We start from the raw sequence: 24,154 nt of genomic DNA, 5'->3' as shown, positions 1-24,154 counted from the left end.
GAATGCTTTGCTCATACTTACCGCTGTTTGTAGTCTGCAAATGAGACTACTCGCCAGATATAGGAAGATCACACCATTTGGAACTGTGGTCCCCTCACGGGGAATTGACTTAGATTATTACTTCTTTTTAGGAGGGACTCTTCGATGAAGATGTTACCGGGACGTTTAATGTTTGTGGCTGTTGTCACTGTTCTATTCATGTTGACAACCGGGTCTGTGTTTGCACAGACACCCCTGAACGTCATTTCCATGCCGGAAGTGTATATCGCCAACGGACAGCGGGTAGCATATCCCGTTTATATGAGCAACAACGTAGCTATTGATCAAGTGATTGCTCCTATTGACTTCGTTCCCGGCACATATGTAAGAATCGATTCAGTATCAGTCGTCGGCAGCCGTTTCCTTGGGCTCGGTGCGATTACCAAGGGATTCGATCTTGGCGGCCGCAAGTTCTGGGTGACATTCGATGCCGCCGAAGGAACACCGTTGCCTGCGGGTGACGGCCTGATTGCGACCGTACACTTTTTGATTTTCTCGTCGGCACATGCTCACACAATTTGCGTTGATTCAAGCACGATCGGTGACATGCAGTTTAAGATGCTTAACACATCTGGAACTCCAGTGCAGGATGCATTCAACTTCGGTCGCTTGCATATTTTCACTCATCGACCGATTATCAGCCTCAATCCGGATTCTCTGGCATTTGTCGCTACGATCGGTGTAAATCCGCCGTCGCAGAATTTGGAAGTAACAAATCTTGGAATCGATCCATTGAATTGGGACATCACTTACAAGCCTGACTGGGTTACTCTCACACCAAACTCTGGTACGGCTCCAACAAACGTTACGGTCAGCGTCGATGTAACCGGGCTCGCCCTTGGTACCTACATCGATTCGATCGCGGTGCATGACGAATTCGCCACACCGAAACAACTGTATGCGCCGATTACGTTGACAGTCAGAGAACCTGGCCCGCCAGTGATTGATCTTAATCCAGATGAATTCTATTTCTTGACCGAAATCGATATTGACCCGTTGTCTCAGTCAATGAGCATCACAAATCTCGGCGATGAGCCGCTCAACTGGTCAGTGACGTACAAGCCCGACTGGTTGACTGTTTCTCCCAACTCCGGCGCGGCGCCAAGCACTGTTGATTTGACTGTCAGTGTTGCCGGCCTCGCTGCGGGTGAATACAACGACTCTATAGCCGTGAGTGATCCGAATGCTGATCCGCAAACAGCCTGGGCACAGGTTCATCTTACGATAACGGATGAGCCGGAAGAAGAAACCCGCTGTATCGCCCTTAGCGAAGGCTGGAATCTGATCAGCTGGAACGTCGACACACCGGATGACAACATTGAGACGATCATAGCGGATATCAAAGGCTGCGTTGACGGCATCTTCGGATTTGAAGCCGGTGCGGCAACCTATGATCCGAATCTGCCGCAGTTCTCAACATTACAAGCTCTTTATCACCTGCACGGATACTGGTTCCGGATGGATTGCGACACAGTTCTTTGTGTAACCGGACTCAAGGCTGCACCGGGAACTCCGATTCAACTTGAATCGAATTGGAACCTGGTAAGCTATCTTCCTGATGAAGACAACGAACCCGAGATTGCACTGCAATCAATGATTGATGACTTGGTAGTTACTCTTGGCTATGAAAGCGGAGGCGTTTCCTACGATCCGGCTAATCCGGAATTGGCTTCTCTCGAATTCATGCGCCGTGATTTCGGCTACTGGGTTAAGACGACGACGCCTTCGGTACTGGCTTATCCGGGTGCGCTGCCGTCGCCGTGGAATATCCCGAATATAACCGAATCCTTCAAACAAGGACCGATGTCATATAGTTTGATACCGACCCGTGAGTGGGTAAATCTCTATGGAGAAGGCATCAACCTTGATGGCCAGTTGATTCGCGCGGGTTCGATTGTCGAAATCTTTGACGAGTCGGGAACGCTGTGCGGTCAGGCACTGGTCGAACAAGACGGTAAGTTGAGTTTCACGCCGGTCTATTTCGACGACAAATCGACCGCGAACGACGAAGGTCTCGAACCGGGCAGCTTGATCAGCCTTTCTATCAATGGCGAACCGGTACGTGAGAGTTTTGCCTACGGAAGATTCGGCGACAATCTGTCGATTTCGAATCTGAATTCTGTCACAAAGCTTTCGGATGCGTTGCCGAATGACTTCAGCATGAATCAGAATTATCCGAATCCCTTTAATCCGTCAACAATGATTGAATTTAATCTACCCGTATCCAGCCATGCCCGCGTCGAAGTATACAATCTTCTCGGCGAACAGGTGAATGTGCTGGTAGATCGAAACCTTCCCGCCGGTCGCTACAGCGTGACTTGGAATGGTGATGACTTGTCTGGTCGGACAGCTCCTTCCGGCATTTACTTTTATCGCCTGTCGGCCGGAGATTTTTCTTACACCCGGAAGATGATGCTCGTAAAATAGTTTGCGGAGACGAAGGTGATGATTATTATGAATACAAACTTTCACGAGGGATATAAAGTTATGAAGGTGACACGAATATTGATTTTGGCGCTAATGGTTGCAATCGGGATGACTGCAGCTGCGCTGGGACAAGTTACACCGACGAATGTCTGGACGAATTTCGGCGGTACGGCCTGTACTCTCAATGGAAACCCGATGCCAATCGGAAGCATTGTTCAGGCATTTGACCAGTCCGGCGTTCTCTGCGGCGAGCGCATTACTGCGACGGCAGGAACGTATATTGCGACCAACGTGTACGGAGACGATCTCTTTACTCCAGCACTGGACGAGGGCTGTGTCGCAAATGAGGTGGTTGTTTTTAAGGTCAATGGAAGAGTAGCATCCAAGTTAGGCCCCGATAGCGACCTTTGGATCGGAATTGGACCGATCCAGTTAATGAATTTAGCCACAGTCCAGAATTTTTCGCTCAATATCGTCGGTCCGGATGGCGGACAAGGATTTGCAGGAGTCCCAACCAATTACATCATCACTGTCGAGAACGACGGCGATGGCATCGATTGGATTAATCTCGACCTGTTCAGCTCGCTTGGATGGACAATCTCGCACAATCAGCCCGCGAATTCATTCTATCTGAATCCGGGAGAGACCAAGCAGATCCAAGTCACAGTTTTTGTCCCAGGCTCGGCCACCGTCGGTCAGCAGGACGAACTTACGATTTCGGTCACTTCGCTGTTCGATCCGTCCGCTGATTTCAACAAGGTCATTACCACGACGGTTGATCAATCGACTGATGTTGCTGACGGCGGCTATGCGATTCCAGGTCAGTTCTCGATGGGACAAAATTACCCGAATCCGTTCAACCCCGAGACAAAGATCGCATTCAATCTTGAAAAAGCAGGCGATGTCACGCTTGAAGTGTTTGACATCCTTGGCCGCAAGGTTTCGACGCTTCAGTCGGGATTCCTTGGCGCCGGTCAATACGAATACACTTGGTATGGCGTTGACAATTCCGGTCGTCAGGCCGCCAGCGGTATTTACTTCTACCGTCTGTCGTCCAACGAGTTTTCTCTGACCAGAAAGATGACGCTTCTGAAGTAGTCTATCTCTTTTCGTGAAAGTTGAAGCCCCGTTCGAATGAGCGGGGCTTTTTTGTTTTCAAAAGTCGTTGCTGAACTGCTTGTCATAGACGATCTTTTTCAATTGGGACCTGGTATAGTCCCCAATGAAATCACCGATGTCACTGACAACTGAAGGATTTATGCTGAAGTTGTAGACCCCGGGAACGCCGGTTCATACACAGCATCTGCCAACTATGAAGTTAATCGACGGACGTATTGAGCTTACTGGATTGGTCCAGGAATGGTCGTGGGGGAATCTGCATCTTGCGCGTGACACCGAGCTGTCGCGGCAACTGAATGTTGTCGAGATTAACCGTCACGCATTTCCCAGCGACGCCGATGTTCGCACCTACGTTCGCGCGGCCTTTGGACAGACTCAAGTTGCGCATCCCAACTTGCGCCAGATACTTAGCGTTAAGCGTGGCGAAGATGGCACAGTCTATGTTGTGCAGGAATTCGTCGCCGGAGCGAACCTGCGCCGGTTGCTTGATAGTCCCTTTGCAATCGACGTGAACATTGAGATAGCGAATCTGATCGTCGCGCAACTGGCAAGAGGTCTGGCAGCAGCGCATGATGCGCGCGACCGTCAGACCGGTCAATCTTTGAAACTCTATCACTTGGGACTCAATCCTGAGGCAATTTGGATCTCTGATGCTGGTTCTGTAAGAATCAGCGATTTCCAGTTTCCACCAGCGCAAATCAAAGAAACAAAGCAAGTCGCCTATTTGGCGCCGGAGCAGATTCAGGGCGGGGCAGTTGACCAGCGTACTGACTTGTTCAGTCTGGCAGTTATTGCCTTTGAATTGTATTCAGGAAAGCGCCTCTTCGAAACGGCCAATGTTTCCGAGCTGATGTCGACTATCCTCAAGGGCGAGTATCGACTTGAAGCCATGACAACGAGCAAGGCTGATAGCAGAATTACCAGCCTCATCGAGAATTGTCTTCGACAGAATCGCAATGACCGACTTGTGACTGCTACCCAAATTGGAGATCGAGCCGAATCGCTCTACCGTGAAGCGACAGATCATCCGGAAAAAAGACTAAGAGAATTAGTTGAAAAAATTGCTGAAACACCTAAATTGCATCCATATCCAGCGGGCAGAAACGAACGGGTTAGAACCCGGGCTATTGATCGAACCGATATAGAAGAAGGGATTCAAACTATGGCCGATCAGTCACGGAATGATCGCGACGACGATAAGAGGCCGCGAGCCGGACAGGAGACGAGAATCTCCACTACGCCGGTGTCGGAACGTTTGAAACGCGCCAAACGCAGCGGTCTCGGCGGCAACAAGACTGTACTTGTCCTGGGCGGTTTGGCAGCCATGTTGGTGTTGGTAGTCGGTTTTCTCGTTGTACGCAAGATGATGCAAAACACCGGAGGGAGCAGTGAACCTCAGGTGATGGAAATGAAAAGCGGCACAATTGCGACCACGCCGGACGGTGTGGCAGTTTACTCCGCCGATTCGCTGCTTGGATATACTCCGCTGACATTGACGATGCCGGAAGGCGAATTACTGACATTGCGTCATCCGTGTTGTCCTGATTCCGCCATTGTGTTGAACTTCGACCGCCTCTCCGAAGGCAGTTATGTGATGCAGACAGTTGTAGAGGTGACTTCAAATCCGGTCGGCGCCAAGTTGACTATTAATGGAGAAGACGCCGGCAAAACGACGCCTTATCAGTTCGTGGCTGCAGCCGTAGATACCATCCAGTTCACATTGGAAGTGCCGGGCAAAAAGGCGCTAACAAGCGGCCCAGTGGTTTTGGCCGACTTTGCGACTTTAAACTTAACCGACATTGATGTATCAAAGCGAGAAGGCGGCGGTATTGAATTTTCGGGATCCTTCTCGGATAGACCGACGACCACACTAATCACGTATCCTCGCGATGCAACGGTAAAAATCACCAATAGTGGCGTAGAATTGGGAAGAACCCCACTGAAGAAGGATCTTGGTGACGATGCTGTTATGCTGACGATTACCAAGAGCGGCTTTGAGGACCGAATACTCGAAATCCCGGCATCGGGCAAACGCAAGGACACTTACAAAGAATACCTCTACCGCCGGGTGGACATTCAGGCGTACGAGGCCGGTAGCCCCGATCGTTCGGTCAATGCCAAGATTCGTGAAGTCGTATATGACGGAAAGAGTTACTCATCCAGCGACGTAACTCCGGCTTCAGTAAGGCTGCCTGGAATCGAATGCCGCATTGTTCTCTCTGCTGACGGTTATCAGGATACCGATACAATAGTTACTCCGACCGCCAAGGAATTCACGGTAGTCATGCGCAAGCGCGAAGCCGGCAAACCGGTACGCGAAGAGACTCCCGTCAAACAGGACGACGGCAGCAAGTCCGAGGTTAAGATATTCGTCGTTGATGATAAGAAGAGTCCGATCCAGGGTGTCTTGGTTACTGCCGAGTTTAAGAAGGGCAAAGAGAAGCAACTGGTTGATATCGGACGCACCGATGGCGATGGCAGGGTTGTTGCAAAACTCGACCCAAGTAAATACAAATTCATCACCTCGCATGAGAACTACAAGAACGCTGACGAGTCGAAAGACGTCAAAGCCGGCGAGCAGTATGTTCTGACGATTAAGGTGAAGAGGAGATAGCGTGGCACGATTTGTGGTGCTGAAAGGCGGCGCCAGCTACAAATTATTCGAGTTTGATGGCAACATCGCCCGGATAGGATCCGGCGAGACAATGGACTTGAACCTTGACTCGCCCGGCTTGACCGGCGATTTGTTCTTTTTGACTAAGTCGGCAAACGGCTACGAGATTGAGCGCCGCAATGACGGGCTCAGCTTCAGTGTCAATGGTGCTCCGGGTGGAAATCGTGTTCTGCTCAACGATGGAGATAAGGTAGCATTTCTCGATTACTTGATCATTGCGACGTATCCACCAACGCTGGGTTCGCCAGTACCGGCACCGGAAGCGGCGAAAGCACCTGAAGCACCGGCACCGCCGAAAGTGTCAAAAGACACTGCTCCAGTCGTGTCTGCAGCGCCTCAACCACCTCCACCGCCACCACCACCTCCTCCTCCGTCACAGCCGGAGCAACCGAAACCAGCGCCTCGCGGAGTGGAGCGACCGACGACAATTATCGACTCCGCTGCGATGATGCAATCGCAGCAGGCAAAGTCACCTCCACCACCTCCTCCTGTCCAGCGCGAACAGCAAAGTGCTTCCCCACGGCAGGGACCACCGACAACAGATGTCGGGCGGCCTGAGCGCCAAGCTCCCGCGGCACCGCGGAAAGCGCGAATCACACCGGTCTACTCGCTGGTTGGATTATCGGGACAATACAAGGGTCAGGTGCGGGAAATTGATACGCGGGATTTCGTAATTGGTCGCGATTCGTCAGTTTGCGATCTCGTCGTAGATCGAACTGAAAGCGGGGATTTGGACAATTCCGTTTCGCGCGAGCATTTCACGATTGTGGCAACTGATGAGGGTCTTTCGCTGATCGACAAGAAGAGCCGCCTGCGTACCTTCATTAATGGAAAAGTGATCGAGCCGAATCAGCGCGAATCAATCGCTCCGGAAGATATTATTTCGATTCCGGTGCCCACCGGAGAGGTCAAGTTCCGCCTTTGTTTTGTAGGTAACGAGAACTTCTCACCCGACAAAGGTCGCAGCAAGTACCTTCCGATAATTATTGGACTTGCGGTCCTTATAACATTGCTTATCGTAGCAACAATCTGGTTGCTTGGAGACTAGAAAAGACGATGCAGGTCAAATTCGCCGGCGCTTCCGATGTCGGAAAAGTGCGCCAACACAATGAAGATTCTTTCGCTATCGACCCCGCGCATAACCTGATGATGGTATGTGACGGTATGGGCGGCCATGCCGCCGGCGAGGTCGCTTCCCGCATTGGTATCGAAACCATCACGGCGCTATTCAATACAAATGATCCCAAAATGTTCGATTCGGACATTCATAGCTACCCGGAGACCATCACACCGTTGGGCAAGCTATTGGCCGGATCAATTGCCGTAGCCAATCATCGAATCATCCAGCATGGGCGCAGTGTCCCGGGGCAGACCGGAATGGGCACTACGGTCGTGGCCTGCCAATTCGACAACGGTATAGTCACGATTTGCCATGTCGGCGACAGCCGCGCCTACTTGATTCGCGAGCAGAATATTCGCCGCGTCACGATTGACCATTCCTGGGTCAGCGAGTTGATGGAAAAGCATAATCTTTCGGAAGCTGACGCCGAATTGCAGGTAAACAAGAATGTCATCACCCGTGCGCTCGGGACCAAGCCGCAAATTCGGGTGGATATTTCGCAGGTCCGTTTCATCCAAAATGACCTTTTCCTGATCTGTTCAGACGGGTTGACGGGAATGGTCAGCGACAGCGATATCCTTAAAGCTGCGACTGAACATGGCGGCAATCTAGAGGCGCTAGTCAATAACCTAATTGAGCGCGCCAACAATGCCGGGGGCGCCGACAATGTCACAGTCTGCGCAGCGCGGATCACGGAGATGGGGGAAACACCGGAATTCGATGAGGTCAGGAGAGTGACGATTGAGTGGGGCACGGAACAGGAACTGACCGAATTTTCCCGGTTGGCCGGCGAGTATTTCCAACAGGAAAGCCCACCGGCGCAGGATACACATTCGAGCGTTGAGACGGGTGAATTCACTCCTCCTCCGCCCAAAAAAAAAAGCGCACTCAATCCGATGTTCTTCGTCCTGATCATTCTCGTAATCGTCGTGATTCTCGTCTTCTGGTATTCTAGTTAGTTCGTTTCCCCCAATCTTGACCCTAACAAAGCGTCCGGGCTGCTATTTGTGGCTTGAGGAATAGAACCCAAAGAATCAATTGCATTTTGGCGGGCAAAACATAAATTGGGGCTTCAAACGGAGTGGTGTCCGAGCTGGCTGAAGGAGCACGCCTGGAAAGTGTGTAGGCCCCAAAAAGGTCTCCAGGGTTCGAATCCCTGCCACTCCGCCATAAAATTCGGATTAGGTGGATACACAGGATTGGGGTGCAATTCTGCATGGTTTACTATACCGGAAAACCGTTCGACTACGAGGCAATTACTTTGAAGAGCCTCCAACCCCCACAGCACAGAAGAAGAACAGTCGCTCAAATCGGTGAATTTGCAGTGAAGGTGATTGCCTTTATCGCAGCGGCACTCGAGTGTTGTCCTGTGCGACGACCTCTCGATCTGGAACCGCAGAAGCAAGTATCTCGACCTACGCGGATATATTGCAGCAGACTCTCGATTTAGACACGTTACAGTCACATTTCTATAGACAGTCAGATGGCACAGCGTATCCATTAACTATAGCTGATGATGTTCTCGCAAATCGCGCTGGCATACCGAGTGTTACAAAGTTCGGACAACCGGTGACTTTCATCACCAAGACGTTAGCTGACAGCGCGAAACTGCCTGCTTATTTCTGGGTTATTGACTATCAGCAATTTGGTGATGACGCCCGAATTCAGCTTGAGGATCCCGTCCGTCATATCCTTCTTGGTGTCGCCTATAAGCGAACGGCGTCGGGATGGCGGGTAGAGACTGTTTTCTTGGAACGTTAGCTTGTCCGTCAATTCGTGGGTCGAGACCCCAAAAAGTTCGGTTGGTGAATCTGATTGCTGCAAGAAGTAGTTTCGACCTACTTCAATAGAGAATGGTGTTTAGTAGAACCATTATGTCAAAGCGATTTAGCGACAAATTGGCAGTCTATGTATTCACGCTCAAGAGTATTGTGCTGGAGAAGCTGCCAATCACCTACGTATCCCACGATACTGAAGGCGATTGGCAGTTTCTACGACAGGATCATCAGTTGCGAGAAGAGGATGCAATGTTGATCTCTCTGGGTGAAATGATCGAACACGATCCCAGCATTCTCGAAATCGCCGACTTACCACTCGGGGGATTTGCTACGCGCAGAGACCAGAATTCTCCTTGGCAAGTTGGGCGGTCGTGACAAGCGGCTTGAGAAATTGGGAAATGATCGGTGTTGTCGATGGATCGTCTGTCGAAACCCACTCGCGTTCGGTTGGCAAATGTGATTGCTGCAACATTGGGTATTGCGTATTTTGCTTATAACCTATGGCAACTCGCTCCAATCGTCGTTAGGTAAATTCGTCGCCCTTCTTCGCGGCATCAACGTCGGAGGGAATCGTATTATCCCCAGTGCCGACCTCAAGAAGTGTTTCGAGAAAATGGGGTTCGGCGATGTCAAAACAATCCTCCAGAGCGGCAATGTGAAGTTCACCTCAGACTCGAAAAACGCGGCTCAAGTCCGAAGTACAATCGAAACCGGGCTAGCGAAGAGATTCGACTATCCGGCGAAAGCAGTTGTGTCACGCTTGAGCGGCTAAACGATGTTATCGCCGAGTATCCGTTTGATGGCCTCAACAAAGATGAACAGCACTATGTCGTGTTTTTCAATCAGGACTTGGGTAGCGAAATGGTCAAAGAAACAAATCTAAACAAGGCTGTTGAACAGGCTAAAGCAGGGGAAATGATTGTCTATTGGCGGGTCCAGAAGGGAATGACACTCAAGAGCGATTTCGGCAAACTGCTGTCAAAGGCGAAATACAAGGACCACCACACGGTCCGAAATCTCAATACTCTTCAGAAGATTGTCAAAGCGTGACGCGCTTTAACGTCGTCTTCCACCAAGCAACGAACCAAGTACACCACGAATCAATGAACGGCCGAGTTGACTTCCGGCGGCGCGAAGCGTGCTCTTGGCGATAGACTCCGCCATGCTCTCCGGCTGGCGAGTTGGCCGCGATGTTGTTCGCGGCTGCTTTGTCGCGCGTTGCGGTGCGCCGTAATCCTCGAACACTACCTGTGGGCTGGCTGTGGTAGCGCGTTGAGCTTTTGCCTTGAGAAGTTCATACGCCGATTCGCGGTCAATTGTCTTTTCATATCTTCCCATTAGCGTCGAAGTGCGAATCAGTTCATTTCGCTGTTGCGGCAGAATCGGCCCCAACTGACTCTGTGGCGGTGCAATCAATGTGCGGTCAGTGATTGTTGGTGCGCCCTTTTCATCGAGAAGCGACACCAACGCTTCGCCGATTCCCAATTCGGTGATAGTCTTCTCGATATCCAGTTTTGGATTGCTTCTAAAGGTAGTCGCGGCGGCGCGGACAGCCTTTTGGTCGCGCGGTGTAAACGCCCGCAAAGCAAACTGCACGCGATTTCCCAATTGTGCCAAAACTGAGTCGGGAATGTCGAGCGGGTTCTGTGTGACGAAGAAAACGCCGACGCCTTTGGAGCGAATCAGCCGCACCACCTGTTCAATTTTCTCGAGTAGTGCTTTGGGCGCTTCATTGAATAGGAGATGCGCCTCGTCAAAGAAGAAGACCAGTTTCGGCTTGTCGATGTCGCCGGCTTCGGGGAGTTGCTCAAAGAGTTCTGCCAACAGCCACAGCAGGAACGTAGCATAAATCCTCGGTGACATCATGATCCGGTCGGAAGCAAGTATGTTGACAATGCCTCGACCCATGCTGTCGGTGTGGATCAGGTCATCCAAGTCCAATGCCGGTTCGCCGAAGAATTTGTCGCCGCCTTGTTCTTCGAGAGTAAGCAGTGACCGTTGAATTGCTCCGACGCTTGCTGCGGAGATGTTGCCATAGTCGGTGGTAAATTGCTTCGCATTTTCGCCAACGAACTTAAGCATTTCCTGCAAATCCTTTAGATCGAGCAACAGTAGGGCATTGTCGTCGGCGATTCGGAATACGAGATTGAGTACGCCGGTCTGAGTCTCATTGAGATCAAGCAATCGCCCAAGTAATAGCGGACCCATATCGGAGATCGTCGTGCGAATCGGGTGTCCCTGCTCGCCGAACAGATCCCAAAGTGCTACTGGGCTACCGGCAAACTGAAAATCAGCAATCCCGATCTGTCCAATACGTTCGGTGATCTTCGGTTTCTCAACACCCGGCTGAGATATCCCCGCAAGGTCGCCTTTTACGTCAGCGAGAAACACCGGCACGCCGTTTTGACTGAGCTTCTCAGCAATCACTTGAAGAGCCACAGTTTTTCCAGTGCCAGTTGCACCAGCAATTAGGCCGTGGCGATTGGCCATGCGTAGAAGCAGCTTCACATGGGCTTCACCTTTGCCAAGTAATATCGAGTCAGGCACTGAACCTCCAGTAGTCAAGAAAGTCGCGTGCAGTCGCTAATCTGCTTAGCAAGAATGCACATTATATTGGTTTTGGTCAAGCAGCTTGTAGTCGAAGAGCGCGACTAATCGACAACAAGAACCGCGTTTCGCCAACCGCGAACAGAATTGATGACTGTGATCGACGTTGCGCGTTTCAACTGTTCGATGGTGATTTCGTCTTCGATAATCTTGCCTTCACTTAGAAGCGAGGCACGATACGTACCGGCAAGAAGGCCGCAACTCACCGGCGGAGTGACATGAGCGCCATCAGACCTTTTCACAATGATGTTGTCGATTGTGGTTTCGGTTATGAATCCTTCTCGATTGAACAGGACGACGTCATCACAATCTTCTACCGATTGTCGTGCCGATTCGTAACAACCGCGATTGGTGGTTTTGTGGTAAAGAAATACATCGCTTGAGTCGATCGGGTCCTTTGCGAATCGCAAACGCAATGGTACCTCCGAAACGACGTCCGCAATAGCATCATTTTGCAGTGTGATCGTACCGCGACGATCGAGCAGTAGTCGGATCTTCTGTCGGCCATCGAGTTGATTGTAAAGAGTGGCCAATGATTTACGCGCCTTCGCTAGGTCAAATTCAAATCCGAAGTAGTCAGCAGAATCGTTCAGCCGAGAAAGATGCTCTTCCAAAAGGAAGTAGCCGCCATTTGGTGTCCACAATAATGTCTCAAGCAATGAGAAGTCACGAGGCCGTCTTGCCAGCACTTTCGCCTTCGTTTGGCATTCGTCGTATTCCTCGGCGGAGTTCGAGTCCCAGACGATCCCACCGCCGACGCCATATTCAGCAGTGCGAAGTGTTCTATCTATTAGCACTGTGCGAATGGGGACGCTGAACTGCGCCCGACGATTCGGCGACAAGAATCCAATAGTACCTGTGTAAATCTTGCGGGCTTCCGGCTCCAGGTCGGCAATGATCGCCATCGTCTTCGGTTTGGGAGCCCCGGTCACTGAGGCAGCTGGAAAGAGCGCAGAAATGATCTGACTAAAAGAGGCATCCGTCGAAGCGGTTACTTCTGATATCATCTGCCAGACTGTTGGATATCGTTCCAACGCGAACAATTGCGGCACTTGCACAGAGCCGACCTTGGCGATCTTGCCAAGGTCGTTGCGCATCATGTCAACAATCATGACGTTCTCAGCGCGATTCTTTTCAGACTGAGCTAACCACTCCGACAACTTTGCATCTTCCAATGTCGTTCGTCCGCGATGTACCGTCCCTTTCATCGGACGGGTCGTGATAAAATTACCGTCCAATCGGAAGAACAACTCCGGCGATGCCGAGCATATCACATGATCACCGATGTCCAGATATGCGGCGTATGAAGCCTGCTGATCCTGTATCAGACTTTGGAAGTAACTCGCTGAATTGAAGTCGGAGCTAATATCAGCGCGCAATCGCGTTGTGAAGTTGACCTGATAGGTGTCGCCGCGCGCGATGAGATTCTTGATCCTGCAAATGTTTGCGTCGTACTCTTCACGTCCGATTGAAGAAGTCCATTTCAATGAGTTATCTGCTGCTTCATCAGCGTCATCAGGAAGAGCAAAGCGGCGTGGTTCGCGGTAGAGCCCAAACCACAGTTTGGGAAACTCCGATTCAGAGTGAACTATGAGGCTGCGATCAAAGGCTGGTGAAGCTTCGTAACTCAGAAAGCCGGCAGCCCAGAGTTGTTCGGTCTCAACTCGATTTTGAACCAGAAGCATAGACGCGGCGACATCTTCAATGTTCGTCGCAGTTATGATTTCAACCGGATTCTCAAACGCCAACCACACCCGATTTGCGGCGTCAAACAACAACACTGAAGGTAACATGAGACTGAGTATGCCAAATTCCAGTTGACTGTCAACCCCCTAACGCTGTGATCGAGCTTCCGATTAAAAACTATGAAGATTCTGGCAAGGTTAGAGCGCAGTTGATCATTTTGTGAGCTTCTTCTGCATGCAAACGCTGTTCTCGACACCCTGATATTGGCCGTAGTTGGGAATTGTGGTGTATCCCGACTTCTGGTACAGGCGGATTGCTTCGGGCTGCTTTTTGCCGGTTTCCAGAATACTTTCGGTGAATCCCAATTCAACCGCCCAAGCTTCAAGATTGCTTAGCACCGCCCCGGCAATACCCTTGCCGCGATATTCCGGCAGGACGTACATTCGCTTGATCTCGATCACGAGGTCAGAATACTTCTTTATCGCTCCGCAACCGACCGGTGTTACATCCCTGTAGGCCACCACGACGTGAGCTATCGAGTCTATCTTATTGTAGGCGGCATAGAACGTGTGTTCGTCTCCGTCGCGTATCCGTAAGTCCTGATCGAGGAGCGTTACGAGATTGCGAAAATCCGAGTTGGAAGAATCTGTCCTAATGATCTGAGTCATCATTTTCCCCGAAACTACTGTTGTCGTTTAATCTAAACACTGGTCTCTCGATGATCGCCGACAAAATATAGACAATGAGTTTTCCGAGCAAGACAGAACTCGGAATTCTTGTCTTGATCTTTGAGTTCTGAACCGAATTCGAAGCGGCAATAGTCGGCATTTTTGGTGTCGAGCTTGGAATTGCTCAGTAGATCGAGCCGGATGATACAGAACATTCCAAAGCCTCATTGTTTGCGCTCAAAGTTAACTGGTCCAGCACTGACTTCATCGACCGTCTACTTCGAGGAGATCTTTCGCTCGAATCCGATGACGGTCCAGAGGACGACCTCGGCGGAAATCACTCGAGCGATGTAGCTCCCTTTTCATCCCTATGGACGATGAATCTACCAGAGCAATCACCGTAGTCCTCTGTAGTGCTCAGACAGTACAACGCGGCGCCTGCGCACAAGTTTGTATTTACAACTCAAACAGGAGAATAGCATGTTTAGAAAAATTGGAATCGGGCTGTTATTGGGGTCTCTGCTGCTCTTTCCGCCCACAGCGAAAAGCCAACCGGGCGCCTACATTGGCCCCCACCTCGGGATTCAGAAATCACACGACGCCGAAGATGCCAACTACCTTGTCGGCGCCACCCTGCGATTGAAGCTGATGCCGGTCATCGGAATAGAGGGCGATATCGGTTATCGGCAGGAGAAGTACGGTTCAGGAGCGCTGACTGCCAAGAGCTGGCCGTTCACCGTTACGGGATTGCTCTATCCATTGCCGATCATCTATGGCGGAATCGGCGGCGGCTGGTATAACACCACTTTTGATTACTCTGACATCTATAACGATGCTGGAATCGACGACGAAACTAAGAGCGAGTTTGGTTGGCACCTGGTCGCGGGACTCGAACTACCCGCATCGCCAAATGTCCACGTGTACGGAGATATCCGCTATGTGTTTCTCGAGTACAAGTTCAAAGAACTACCGGATGCCGTCCTTGATGGCGCCAAATCCGATTTCTATTCAATAAATATCGGCGTGCTGTTCCGCCTTTAGAAAGGATCACTTTTGAAAACTGTGACGATGATAGGAATCATCCTAATTGGGCTCGGCTTAGTCGGGCTGATCTACGGAGGCATTACCTATACCTCCAATAAAGAAGTCGTTGACCTTGGACCAATTGAACTTCGGGTCGATGAGAAGAAAGAAATTCCGTTCCCGCCAATCTTTGGCGCCGCAGCGGTGGCGATTGGTACTGTCTTGATTGTTGTTGGACGGCGTAAGACGGCGTAGGTAGGAACCAACTGAGAAGGATCTCGGATTTTGATATGGAGATCACAAATCCGCATCCGGCAACTGCCGGTCCAGACTTTTCGGATCGCCAATAGCTCTTTGACAGTAAACAGGCTGTCTTGACATTGCGATCATAACGACACGAAGAGTGAGCCGCAAAACTCACTCAAGAAAGTATGAAGATGAAGAAACCAAATTATGTTGGCAAGTTTACGAGCTTGACCATGACAATGGCTCTGTTGGGCTTAACGCTAATCACTGGCTGCAGTGACGACGAGCCAAATGGTCCGGCAGCCGATACAACGGCCCCAACGGTGTTGTCCACGAATCCCATTAACGGCGCAACCGGTATGGCACTCATTAATGTGACCTTCAGCGAATCGATGAGTTCTTCAACAATCGGACTGACATCGTTTACGGTGAAAGGCCCCGGTGCCACCAACGTCGCTGGTTCGGTCTCATATGACGCCGCACACAATCGCGCTCTATTTGTTCCGACCAATGACCTAGCGTTGTCAACTGTCTATACGGCAACCATAACTGGCACAGCGAAGGATCAAGCCGGCAATGCTATTGCCAATCAATACGTCTGGAGCTTCACCACATTCGATGCAACGATCGACCAACTTCCGGTAGTGCTGGAATCAACTGTTGATTTTGCAGTAATCGCCGGCTCGACCATTGCCAGTACCGGTGCAACCTTTATAGCGGGCGCAGTAGGGCTTAGCCCGGGAACGGCTGTAACCGGCTTTCCTCCCGGTATCATGTCAGGAGCCAGTCACGTCGGCGACCCAGGTTCCATTCAAGCAAAACTTGACCTGACCTCGGCTTTTGCCAGCGCGGCTGGACGGTCATCGGGTGTTGTTACAATCGCCGGTAATATCGGAGGCATGACATTGCCCTCCGGTCTCTACAAATCGACTTCCGGTCTTGAAATCTCATCCGGAGATCTTACTCTCGACGCCAAAGGAAACAGCAGCGCCATCTGGATTTTCCAGATCGCATCCACGCTTGTTACCACCACGGATCGCCGAGTAATTCTCAGCGGCGGTGCGAAAGCCTCCAACGTTTATTGGCAGGTTGGATCATCGGCGACGCTGGGAGCGACATCGTCCTTTTCTGGTATCATCATGGCCGACCAATCGATCACGATGAATACCGGTGCGTCGTTGGAAGGCAGAGCCTTCGCTCGAACCGGTGCAGTCACACTTAACGGAAGCACGATAGTTACGCCGAATCCGTAGTCGGCTGGGTCAACTCAAGAAAATCGCGCTGAAGCGATTTGTCCGTCGGTCGGGACGCGAATACTCTGTAGGTGTTAGCTTTGGCGTCCCGGCTCACGACAAATCGAAGTCAGTTTCACAGGCGCAATGATTGCGCTACCGAGAACGTGAATCACGATCTCGAAGCAATCAAGAAAGGAAACGAATATGGGAGACAAGGGTGGAAAGAAAGACAAAGAGAAGGGCCAGAAGCAGAAGGATAACAAACACGTCCATGATGAAAAGATACGAAAGGACAAGCAGCCGAAGCGGGATCAGAAGTAGAATCTACTCTACGACATGCCGCTTCATAGTTCTACTCAATGATAATCGCGTTGATACTGGTGAACCGCGTGCAATTCGGGTGGCACTCATCACGGCAGAATCGAAGCGAGAGCGCCATTGCGGCGCCCTCGTTCGGTGGTGGAAGTAGGCAGGGCCTATTGGCCGCATTTCGCGCACGGTTCATCACCGTTTGCGAAGAGGAATTCCAAGAGTATGACCGCGTCTGATACGCTGACTACCTGATCACAGTTGACATCTCCGTTGACTGTTAGTGCTCCTCCGGAGAAGATATAGTTCAATAGATAGATTGCATCCCTGACATCGACCGCTCCGGAAACATCTTCGTCGCCGCAGACGCCTGCGGCTGCCGTATTGAAGTGCGACAGCTCCGACCAGTCGGACCAGTTGACGCCGTCGGTAGCTCTTGCGCGCCAGGAGTATTGCTTTCCAGAGGGCAAATCAGTTGGGACAGCCCAAAGCGTAGTAATTGAATCTGCCGAAATCGTAGTAGTCTTCAAAACTAAGCTTGAGTCAGTGTTCGCGTAAATCTCGAATTGATATGAGATCGCATCGCCATCAGGATCAACTGAGCTCGTTGCTCCGAGTAACTTAGTGTAACCCTGACCAGCCACAGCCGCTGTCTTTTCAAGAACTTCTATCGCAACCGATGCCACTCCCGCTGCACCGTCGTCCAGGTTTACGATCGTCGGTACGCTGGGTGCCGAATTCGGTCCGCTTGCGCCGAAGATGTCGAACTCTGTTAACCACGCTACGGTTGCATATGTCGGCGCCCCCATATTCGCCGGTTGAAAGTAACGCACACGTGTAGTCGCAACTGTTGCGAATTCAACGAATGTGCAGCTGTCGCCAACAATATTGTTACTCGTTGCGACATCACTGAACGCAGAGCCGCTCCAAATCTGAACGCGGAATTGCTGTGAAGTCATCCATTTCTGCTGCGAAGGATTCCACGCCCAATACACAGCGACTCCCTGGATCGTCCGGCTCGCACCGAGATTGATTTCGACCCAATGTGCCTGAGTTGCACTTAGCGCTGCCCATGTGGTTGACTCGCCGCCGCGCGAGTTATAGTTGCCATCGGTTAAACGGGCTGCGCTGTAACCTGGGTATGTGCTCGAGACCGTAGGCATAATGCCCTCGCCCACATCAACGACCGTGTTGAACACGAAGTCGCCGCTGACGGCTTCGTTGTTGGCGGCATCGCGAGAGCGCACTCGGAAGTGGTAAGACTGCAGCGAGCCGAGGCCGGTGATCACCTGTTCGTGGTTAGTCGTCAGCGTCGAAATGAGACTTGTCGATGTGCCATACGAAGCTGTCGCGCCATAGTTGATTTGTGTCGTGGCCGCCTCATTGGTTGTCCACGAAATCACTGCTGATACGCTGGTGATATTGGTCGCTATCACATTCGAGATTACAGGTGGCACGGCATCTGCGGAATTCGTCGTAAATGCTCGCACCGCAGACCAGGCACCCCAACCACAAGCATTCTGAGCGCGCATCCGCCAATAGAACAAAGTTCCACCGGCAAGACCGCTCACCGAATATGTTGAAGCACTCGGCTGATTGTCGGCCGCTGTGCTCAAGAAGTCTGAATTGTTGTCAACCTGAACCTGGTATAGGGTTGCGCCAGTCACGTTGCTCCAATCGAGCACAACCGGCTGAGCGACATTAGTTACGCCGTTGGCCGGTGACACGAAAGACGGCGCACTGGGAAGACTGCATGACGTCGAAAACGATCTGGCGGCAGACCAGACGCTCCAGCCGCACGCGTTCTGAGCGCGCATTCGCCAGTAGTACACCGTTCCAACAGTCAAACTGCTAGCTGAATAGGTTGAGGTCGTCGGCTGATTGTCAGCCGCTGGACTTGAGAAGTTGGAGTTGTTATCGACCTGCACATGATATCGGGTTGCGCCAGCGACATCGCTCCAATCGAGCGCTATTGGCTGGGTCAAATTCGTAACTCCATTTGCCGGCGATACAAACGATGGCGCAGCAGGCAATGTGCAGGTTGTAGTAAACGACCTGATGCCGCTGTAGCTTCCCGACCCGCAAGCGTTTTGCGCACGAACACGCCAATAGAATGTGGTTCCGGCAGCCAACCCGGAGAGCGCATACGTAGAAGCCGTCGCTGTCGGCGCAGCAGTCACACTCGAAAAATCTGAGTTGTTATCGACCTGGATTTGATAGCCAGTCGCCAGGGCGACATCATTCCAGTCTAGAGTTATCGGTTGCGACAAATTGGTCGCCGCGTTCGAAGGACTGGCAAGCGTTGGTGCAACAGGCGCAGTGCACGACACGATAGCAAATGTCCGTCCTCCGCTCCAGTTTCCCCAACCGCAGGTATTCTGCGCTCGAACTCGCCAGTACAGAGTACCGGTTGTTAAGCTAACGGCAGTGTATGTTGAGATCGGTGATGTTAGGTCAGAGACCGGGCTCGAAAAATCAGAATTATTGTCTATCTGGATTTGATACGATGTTGCTGTTACGACATCGGACCAGTCAAGGATCACCGGCAATGCCAAACCGGTGGCGCCATTAGCGGGCAGGGTCAGAGTTGTGACGCCGGGAAGTGTACATCCGCCGGAAGTGGACTGAATCGCTCCGTACCGAGTCCAGTTCCTCCCTCCATAGGTGCGGTTCATTGAACCGGTAGCAGAAGTCTCGAATGTCGTCGTATTGAGCCCGGGGTTTGAATACGTACCGCGAGTATCTCGACCGCCCGACTGCCACGATGACCAGGTCTGACTGCTGCCTCCCCAGAGTGCCGAAAACGATCCTGATGGTTCGTGGATCTGATTCGAATCAATCGAGATCGCCAGACCGGAGCTGTTGTCTCGAAAGTCGTAGTGATAAGAGTAACCGTAAGGCCCTGCCGCTATGTCATAGATGACATTGTATTTGAATACTCCGGTATTTGCGGCATAAGGAGACTGCACTTGGAGTCCCGCATTGCAGTTGTAGAAAGTGTTGTTGTAGATGACGTGGTTGCCGCGGTCGTCATTGCCGGGTGAACTGTTTCCAATGAGAATTCCGGCATCGTCGCAATCGACGAATATTGAACCGTACACTGAACATGCATACGCGTTGGTGTACAGATTTACACCCTCGCCGCCAATCTTATCGAACTTGCTGAATCGCACTGTAAGACGCTCGACGATTCGTTTTGTGCCTGAGGCATAGGAGTTCTTTACCTCAATGCCGTCACCGGGCAAATTGTGGAAGACGCAACTGTCAAATGTCGTTTCGGTAATATCGTATCCAATAAAGCCGGAACCGCGGTGGGCGATTGTGCCCTCGCCTTCTGGTGCTATCGCTACTCCAATCGAACAACTGCTGAAGACATTGAAACGATTGTAAGTCGCGTCCCAATTGCCGGTAGAGTCGTGCACTTCACCATGCTGATTTGACATAATCACAGCAGGGTTGCAGGTTTGGCAATATGAAGTGCGCGAAAGCTTACAATGGCGAAAAATCGCCGAGTCTGAGCCAGCAAGAAACATCACGGCGGCGCGTTTTCCCATTCGGATATCGAGTCCACCGAAGTAGATGTTGTCTTGAGCTGTGTTGTTGAATTTCACCGGCGACTTGCACGCCACTTGAATTTCCACAGTGTTCGGATTGACGTTGCCAAAGCACTGGATATAAACTCGATTAGTTGCCAAATCGTGGTAGAATTCACCCGGGGAATTGACTCCCGATATTGACAATTGCGGTTCGAGCAGAGTCCCGTCTTGAGCACCGACGTATGCTTGACCGCCTGCGCCGTCCTCAATGTCGCAACCGGTTCCCGTCCACGACGCGCGGTAGACACTGCCGGAATAGACAGCCCAGCTAGCTTTGGGAATAACATCTGCGCCGTTGATTTGGGCCAATCCGGAGAAACCATTTGACCCATTGGCGACATAGGCGGAGTCGAGGTAGTAGGTCATATTTGTGCGAGTACTTCCGGTAGGTGGAACTATCTGTGAGTTTAGGTAAATTCCACGACCGAAGAGTACCGTGTCGCCGGCCCCGATTCGACCGTTGGTATAGGTCGGTGTAGCCCACGCGGTCGCCCAAGTCAGACCGTTGCTCGAATTGTTGCCGCCGACCCGAACATAGTAGGTTGCGGCCTCAGCAGAGGAAAGTGCAAGCAACTGGCACATGGCTATAGCCACTGCTAGCACAGTTTTCTTGAAGCAGATCATTTGAATCCCTTCACTGGATGCCCCCATCCGATTTTAGATCATAACGAACCATGGTCGACGAGAGAGGTATCTGCCAACCTTGTAAATGCGTGGCTTCTCGGCCAGAGTTACCACTTTGACAATTCTGGACTACAAGATAGAGGATTCTCGCAGCCGCAAGATGGTACACCTAAATCCGTGGTTACGATATACGGGCTTATTGCGTAGTGATTGCCTGAGGTTGCTTTCAACTGGAGCGGGTATATTCTGAAAGGCTCAAGAGGCTCCTTTCACCGAACGGCTTGGGGCGTCCATGCTCGGTCGCCCCGGTTCGCCGGTTCAAGAGCCTCCTAAGTTCTGAGCAATCGACTCCGCACAACGACACACGAGGTGTCAATTCGAGTTGAGTATCACAAGGTCTTTGTGTCGTCGCGTAAGCTCGACTCGCTCGTCCAGTTTATTCTACGTTGAGTGAAAGGATTGGACGATACGGGGTTATTGCGTAGGCAATACCCTGAGGAAAGCAATGATGTATTATGATTTGTTGCGAAGGTAGGTCGGCAGATTGATTTCCAGATTCTGGATTTTGAGTTTGCGCCGGATGATCTCGCGATGCTTATGAATGGTCTGCGGAGCAACATTCAGCGTCTCCGATATCTCCTTAGAGCTTCTGCCTTCAGCTATCAACCTGCAAACTTCGGTTTCGCGCGGCGACAATTTGGCGTAATTTTCTTTGAAAGTACTCACCCCTTGCCCTACAAGTGACTCAAAGGCATCTTCGAGTTTTGTGAGATCCTTATTGCTGAGTTTGCCATCTCCAGTGCGGAGTTTCTTGAGTGAAGGAGCAAACATGTTCTTGAGACTGGCGCAAACTTGCTCCTCGTACTCAAGTCGTTGTTGCTCGATCTGGGATAGGATTGCCCGCAGAGCGGCGTTCTTCTCGGCTAACATCTCTCTTTCGGACTGCAGCCGGTCATTCGCCTCTTTCAGAATCTCCTTCGCCGAGATGTGCAGCGTAACATCCCGCACGATCGCCAATAACAATGACTGGCCCGATACTTTGAAAGTATTAAGCGAGATCTCCGCGTCAAAAATGGATTCGTCTTTTCGCTGACATTTCCAGTAGAATTGCTGCGGGATTCCACTTAAGGCAACATCCGCAAGTCGACTCATCTTTTCAAATGAAGACTCGCCGTCGACTTGTTTCTCAGTGGACAATTCGCAAGGCTTATGACCGATGATTTCCGATTTGTTTGCACACTTGAACATCGCCACGCTGTTTCCATTGCACTCGACAATTACATTATCTTTCAAGACAATGATCGCGTCACTGGCGGATTCAAAAAGGGTCTGATACCTGTCGTATGAAGACTTCAACTCGAGATCTGCCCGTTTGCGCGCAAGGGCGCTGGCAAACACATGTGTGACCATCCGGAGTCGCCCGATCAACTCCTCCGACCACTTGATCTCCAACCGAACCGTGCTGAAAGCTATGGCGCCAATCAGACTGCCTCCGACCGACATCGGCAGAGTTACGTTGGATTTTGTACCGCTCGACTCAAAGAATTCTCTGTCCTCGGTTGCGCTTGGCGGCAGCTCGTTCATCGAAGAAAACACTATGTGATCTCCGCGCAGTAACTGCTCGACGCTCCAAGGCAACACATACACGCCTTCGCGAAGTTCAGCTATCGCACTTGGTTCCAGGGCGAGTGATTTTCTCGCAGCCCATGTATGTGTGAGAACACCGGTACTATCATCTTCGGTGATCTGAAACAACGTGCAACGGTCCACGCCCAGCGTGGTGATAACGAATGCCAGCCAGCGGTTGATCTCGTCGTCAACCTTGTCCGCCGCTACGCTTACAAACGCCGAGCATAATTCGGAGATCATCAGCTCAAATCGAAGTTTCTCGTCTATTGATGTGTACATAGAATCCTCCTTCCTATAAGTGTTACAATTGAAAGCGAGGAGAAAGTCGATCTAAGTTCATGAATTCCGCGTTTGTTTGCACTGATTCACTTGTACCGCAATTGTTTAGCGAATCGTCGCGCGACTCTACCATTCATGTCACGAGTCGTTCTCCAACCATTCCAACATGGCTGATATACTGCCTGTTGCCAGTGCAATGCTCGTATCCGCTGCGCCATAATAAAAGTGAACAGTGTCGCCGTCGCTGAGAATCGTGTAACCGCAAGGGAACACCACGTTGCCGACGTCGCCGTGAAGTTCGTACGGTTGTTCCGGGCCGAAGATCCACTGGCCGCCTCGCTTGAGACACAGTTCGGGTTTTTTCAAATCGAACAGTGCCAAGCCGAGTCGATAGATTGCTCCCGCCGCTGTATGCCTCACGCCATGGTACAGCACCAGCCACCCCTTCGGAGTTTCGATCGGCGGCGGTGATAGGCCGATCTTGTTGGCATCCCACCATCCACCGCGGCGAGCCTCCATCATTATCTTGTGATCCCCCCAGTGAATCAGATCAGGAGAATATGAAATCCACATATGAGCCCGCGGCGAACTAACCGGTCGATGGATCAGCGCCCAGCGGCCGTCGATGCGGTGCGGCAACAAGGTAGCGTCCTTGTCGTCCGGAGGCATGATAACCCCGTAACGTTTGAAACTATGGAAATCATCGGTAGTAGCCAGAGCAACGCCCGGGCCATCGCGCGTGAAGGCGGTGTAGACCACTATGTACTGATTCAATTCCGGAACAAAGGTAATCCGCGGATCCTCAATTCCCCAAATCTCTTCGGGATAATTTTCCGGATCCGACGCCATCGTCGGTTCTGGATCAATTCGCCAACCGTCCACTCCGTTGGCTGAACGAGCTGCACAAAGATGTGACAGACCGCGGCGATCCTCGACACGGCACAATAGCAGCGTCTCTCCATTGGGAAGTAACGTGGCGCCTGGATTAAACACGCTGTTGATTGGATATGGCCAATTAGCTGCGGTTAAGATTGGATTGAGTTTGTGTCGTTGCAATAGTTCAGGATGTGTGTTGCTCATTAAAGTCTCGTCTCC

Annotated in this window: 18 protein-coding genes and 1 tRNA gene; 13 read left to right on the top strand and 6 right to left on the bottom strand. The window is 51.3% G+C overall.

Going from position 1 to position 24,154, the window contains the following annotated elements:
* Window positions 1–144: 144 nt before the first annotated feature.
* From IPH59_06760 to IPH59_06715, 10 genes are all read left to right on the top strand, one after another.
* Window positions 145–2,466, top strand: coding sequence for a T9SS type A sorting domain-containing protein (locus IPH59_06760; protein MBK7091405.1), 2,322 nt, complete (start codon window positions 145–147; stop codon window positions 2,464–2,466).
* Window positions 2,467–2,526: 60 nt separating this feature from the next.
* Window positions 2,527–3,564 carry a T9SS type A sorting domain-containing protein gene (locus IPH59_06755; GenBank protein MBK7091404.1) on the top strand — a complete coding sequence of 346 codons (1,038 nt, stop codon included), beginning with the start codon at window positions 2,527–2,529 and terminating at the stop codon, window positions 3,562–3,564.
* A gap of 214 nt (window positions 3,565–3,778) precedes the next feature.
* A complete protein-coding gene (locus IPH59_06750; protein MBK7091403.1) occupies window positions 3,779–6,199 on the top strand; it encodes a protein kinase in 2,421 nt (806 codons plus the stop codon).
* 1 nt (window position 6,200) lies between these two features.
* Window positions 6,201–7,307, top strand: coding sequence for an FHA domain-containing protein (locus IPH59_06745; protein ID MBK7091402.1), 1,107 nt, complete (start codon window positions 6,201–6,203; stop codon window positions 7,305–7,307).
* A gap of 8 nt (window positions 7,308–7,315) precedes the next feature.
* Window positions 7,316–8,338, top strand: coding sequence for a Stp1/IreP family PP2C-type Ser/Thr phosphatase (locus tag IPH59_06740; protein ID MBK7091401.1), 1,023 nt, complete (start codon window positions 7,316–7,318; stop codon window positions 8,336–8,338).
* A gap of 119 nt (window positions 8,339–8,457) precedes the next feature.
* Window positions 8,458–8,549, top strand: a tRNA-Ser gene (locus IPH59_06735).
* A gap of 258 nt (window positions 8,550–8,807) precedes the next feature.
* On the top strand, window positions 8,808–9,140 hold the full coding sequence (locus IPH59_06730; GenBank protein MBK7091400.1) for a hypothetical protein: 333 nt from the start codon (window positions 8,808–8,810) through the stop codon (window positions 9,138–9,140).
* A 170-nt stretch (window positions 9,141–9,310) separates the two neighbouring features.
* The gene (locus IPH59_06725) at window positions 9,311–9,532 is read left to right on the top strand and encodes a hypothetical protein (protein MBK7091399.1); all 222 of its coding nucleotides are present in this window, start codon (window positions 9,311–9,313) and stop codon (window positions 9,530–9,532) included.
* A gap of 118 nt (window positions 9,533–9,650) precedes the next feature.
* Window positions 9,651–9,929 carry a DUF1697 domain-containing protein gene (locus IPH59_06720; GenBank protein ID MBK7091398.1) on the top strand — a complete coding sequence of 93 codons (279 nt, stop codon included), beginning with the start codon at window positions 9,651–9,653 and terminating at the stop codon, window positions 9,927–9,929.
* Window positions 9,930–10,018: 89 nt separating this feature from the next.
* Window positions 10,019–10,207, top strand: coding sequence for a hypothetical protein (locus IPH59_06715; protein ID MBK7091397.1), 189 nt, complete (start codon window positions 10,019–10,021; stop codon window positions 10,205–10,207).
* Window positions 10,208–10,213: 6 nt separating this feature from the next.
* On the opposite strand, the gene IPH59_06710 is transcribed toward IPH59_06715, so the two are convergent.
* The 3 genes from IPH59_06710 to IPH59_06700 all read right to left on the bottom strand — a co-directional run bounded on the left by IPH59_06710 (window position 10,214) and on the right by IPH59_06700 (window position 14,118).
* A complete protein-coding gene (locus IPH59_06710) occupies window positions 10,214–11,704 on the bottom strand; it encodes a DUF853 family protein (protein ID MBK7091396.1) in 1,491 nt (496 codons plus the stop codon).
* 104 nt (window positions 11,705–11,808) lie between these two features.
* Window positions 11,809–13,557, bottom strand: coding sequence for an aminodeoxychorismate synthase component I (gene pabB / locus IPH59_06705; protein MBK7091395.1), 1,749 nt, complete (start codon window positions 13,555–13,557; stop codon window positions 11,809–11,811).
* A gap of 105 nt (window positions 13,558–13,662) precedes the next feature.
* Window positions 13,663–14,118, bottom strand: a complete 456-nt coding sequence (locus IPH59_06700) for a GNAT family N-acetyltransferase (protein MBK7091394.1) — start codon at window positions 14,116–14,118, stop codon at window positions 13,663–13,665.
* A gap of 480 nt (window positions 14,119–14,598) precedes the next feature.
* Between IPH59_06700 and IPH59_06695 the strand changes: the two genes are divergently transcribed.
* The 3 genes from IPH59_06695 to IPH59_06685 all read left to right on the top strand — a co-directional run bounded on the left by IPH59_06695 (window position 14,599) and on the right by IPH59_06685 (window position 16,640).
* Window positions 14,599–15,159 (top strand): outer membrane beta-barrel protein, encoded by a 561-nt coding sequence (locus IPH59_06695; GenBank protein ID MBK7091393.1) that lies wholly within the window; start codon window positions 14,599–14,601, stop codon window positions 15,157–15,159.
* Between the two features lie 12 nt (window positions 15,160–15,171).
* Complete coding sequence (locus IPH59_06690; protein MBK7091392.1) at window positions 15,172–15,396, top strand: DUF3185 domain-containing protein; 225 nt, start codon at window positions 15,172–15,174, stop codon at window positions 15,394–15,396.
* Window positions 15,397–15,578: 182 nt separating this feature from the next.
* Window positions 15,579–16,640, top strand: a complete 1,062-nt coding sequence (locus IPH59_06685; GenBank protein ID MBK7091391.1) for a DUF3494 domain-containing protein — start codon at window positions 15,579–15,581, stop codon at window positions 16,638–16,640.
* 458 nt (window positions 16,641–17,098) lie between these two features.
* Here the strand turns inward: IPH59_06685 and IPH59_06680 are convergent, their stop codons facing one another.
* The 3 genes from IPH59_06680 to IPH59_06670 form a co-directional block, all read right to left on the bottom strand.
* Window positions 17,099–21,151: a discoidin domain-containing protein gene (locus IPH59_06680; GenBank protein ID MBK7091390.1), complete on the bottom strand. Its 4,053-nt coding sequence runs from the start codon at window positions 21,149–21,151 to the stop codon at window positions 17,099–17,101.
* 513 nt (window positions 21,152–21,664) lie between these two features.
* Window positions 21,665–23,059, bottom strand: a complete 1,395-nt coding sequence (locus IPH59_06675; protein MBK7091389.1) for a GAF domain-containing protein — start codon at window positions 23,057–23,059, stop codon at window positions 21,665–21,667.
* 138 nt (window positions 23,060–23,197) lie between these two features.
* Entirely contained in the window at window positions 23,198–24,139 is a 942-nt protein-coding gene (locus IPH59_06670) for a glycosidase (protein ID MBK7091388.1), read from the bottom strand.
* Between the last annotated feature and the right edge of the window lie 15 nt (window positions 24,140–24,154).

This window comes from bacterium, assembly GCA_016708315.1.
Lineage (GTDB): Bacteria > Zixibacteria > MSB-5A5 > CAIYYT01 > CAIYYT01 > JADJGC01.
Note: the sequence above shows the minus strand (reverse complement) of the source record. Positions and strands in the feature narration are given on the sequence as shown.

What these genes read in the sequence shown, in the direction of transcription:
- IPH59_06760 (MBK7091405.1), top strand. Translation starts at nt 145, where the DNA reads ATGAAGATGTTACCGGGACGTTTAATGTTTGTGGCTGTTGTCACTGTT.
- IPH59_06755 (MBK7091404.1), top strand. Translation starts at nt 2,527, where the DNA reads ATGAAGGTGACACGAATATTGATTTTGGCGCTAATGGTTGCAATCGGG.
- IPH59_06750 (MBK7091403.1), top strand. Translation starts at nt 3,779, where the DNA reads ATGAAGTTAATCGACGGACGTATTGAGCTTACTGGATTGGTCCAGGAA.
- IPH59_06740 (MBK7091401.1), top strand. Translation starts at nt 7,316, where the DNA reads ATGCAGGTCAAATTCGCCGGCGCTTCCGATGTCGGAAAAGTGCGCCAA.
- IPH59_06715 (MBK7091397.1), top strand. Translation starts at nt 10,019, where the DNA reads ATGGTCAAAGAAACAAATCTAAACAAGGCTGTTGAACAGGCTAAAGCA.
- pabB (MBK7091395.1), bottom strand. Translation starts at nt 13,557, where the DNA reads ATGTTACCTTCAGTGTTGTTGTTTGACGCCGCAAATCGGGTGTGGTTG.
- IPH59_06700 (MBK7091394.1), bottom strand. Translation starts at nt 14,118, where the DNA reads ATGACTCAGATCATTAGGACAGATTCTTCCAACTCGGATTTTCGCAAT.
- IPH59_06695 (MBK7091393.1), top strand. Translation starts at nt 14,599, where the DNA reads ATGTTTAGAAAAATTGGAATCGGGCTGTTATTGGGGTCTCTGCTGCTC.
- IPH59_06685 (MBK7091391.1), top strand. Translation starts at nt 15,579, where the DNA reads ATGAAGAAACCAAATTATGTTGGCAAGTTTACGAGCTTGACCATGACA.
- IPH59_06680 (MBK7091390.1), bottom strand. Translation starts at nt 21,151, where the DNA reads ATGATCTGCTTCAAGAAAACTGTGCTAGCAGTGGCTATAGCCATGTGC.
- IPH59_06675 (MBK7091389.1), bottom strand. Translation starts at nt 23,059, where the DNA reads ATGTACACATCAATAGACGAGAAACTTCGATTTGAGCTGATGATCTCC.
- IPH59_06670 (MBK7091388.1), bottom strand. Translation starts at nt 24,139, where the DNA reads ATGAGCAACACACATCCTGAACTATTGCAACGACACAAACTCAATCCA.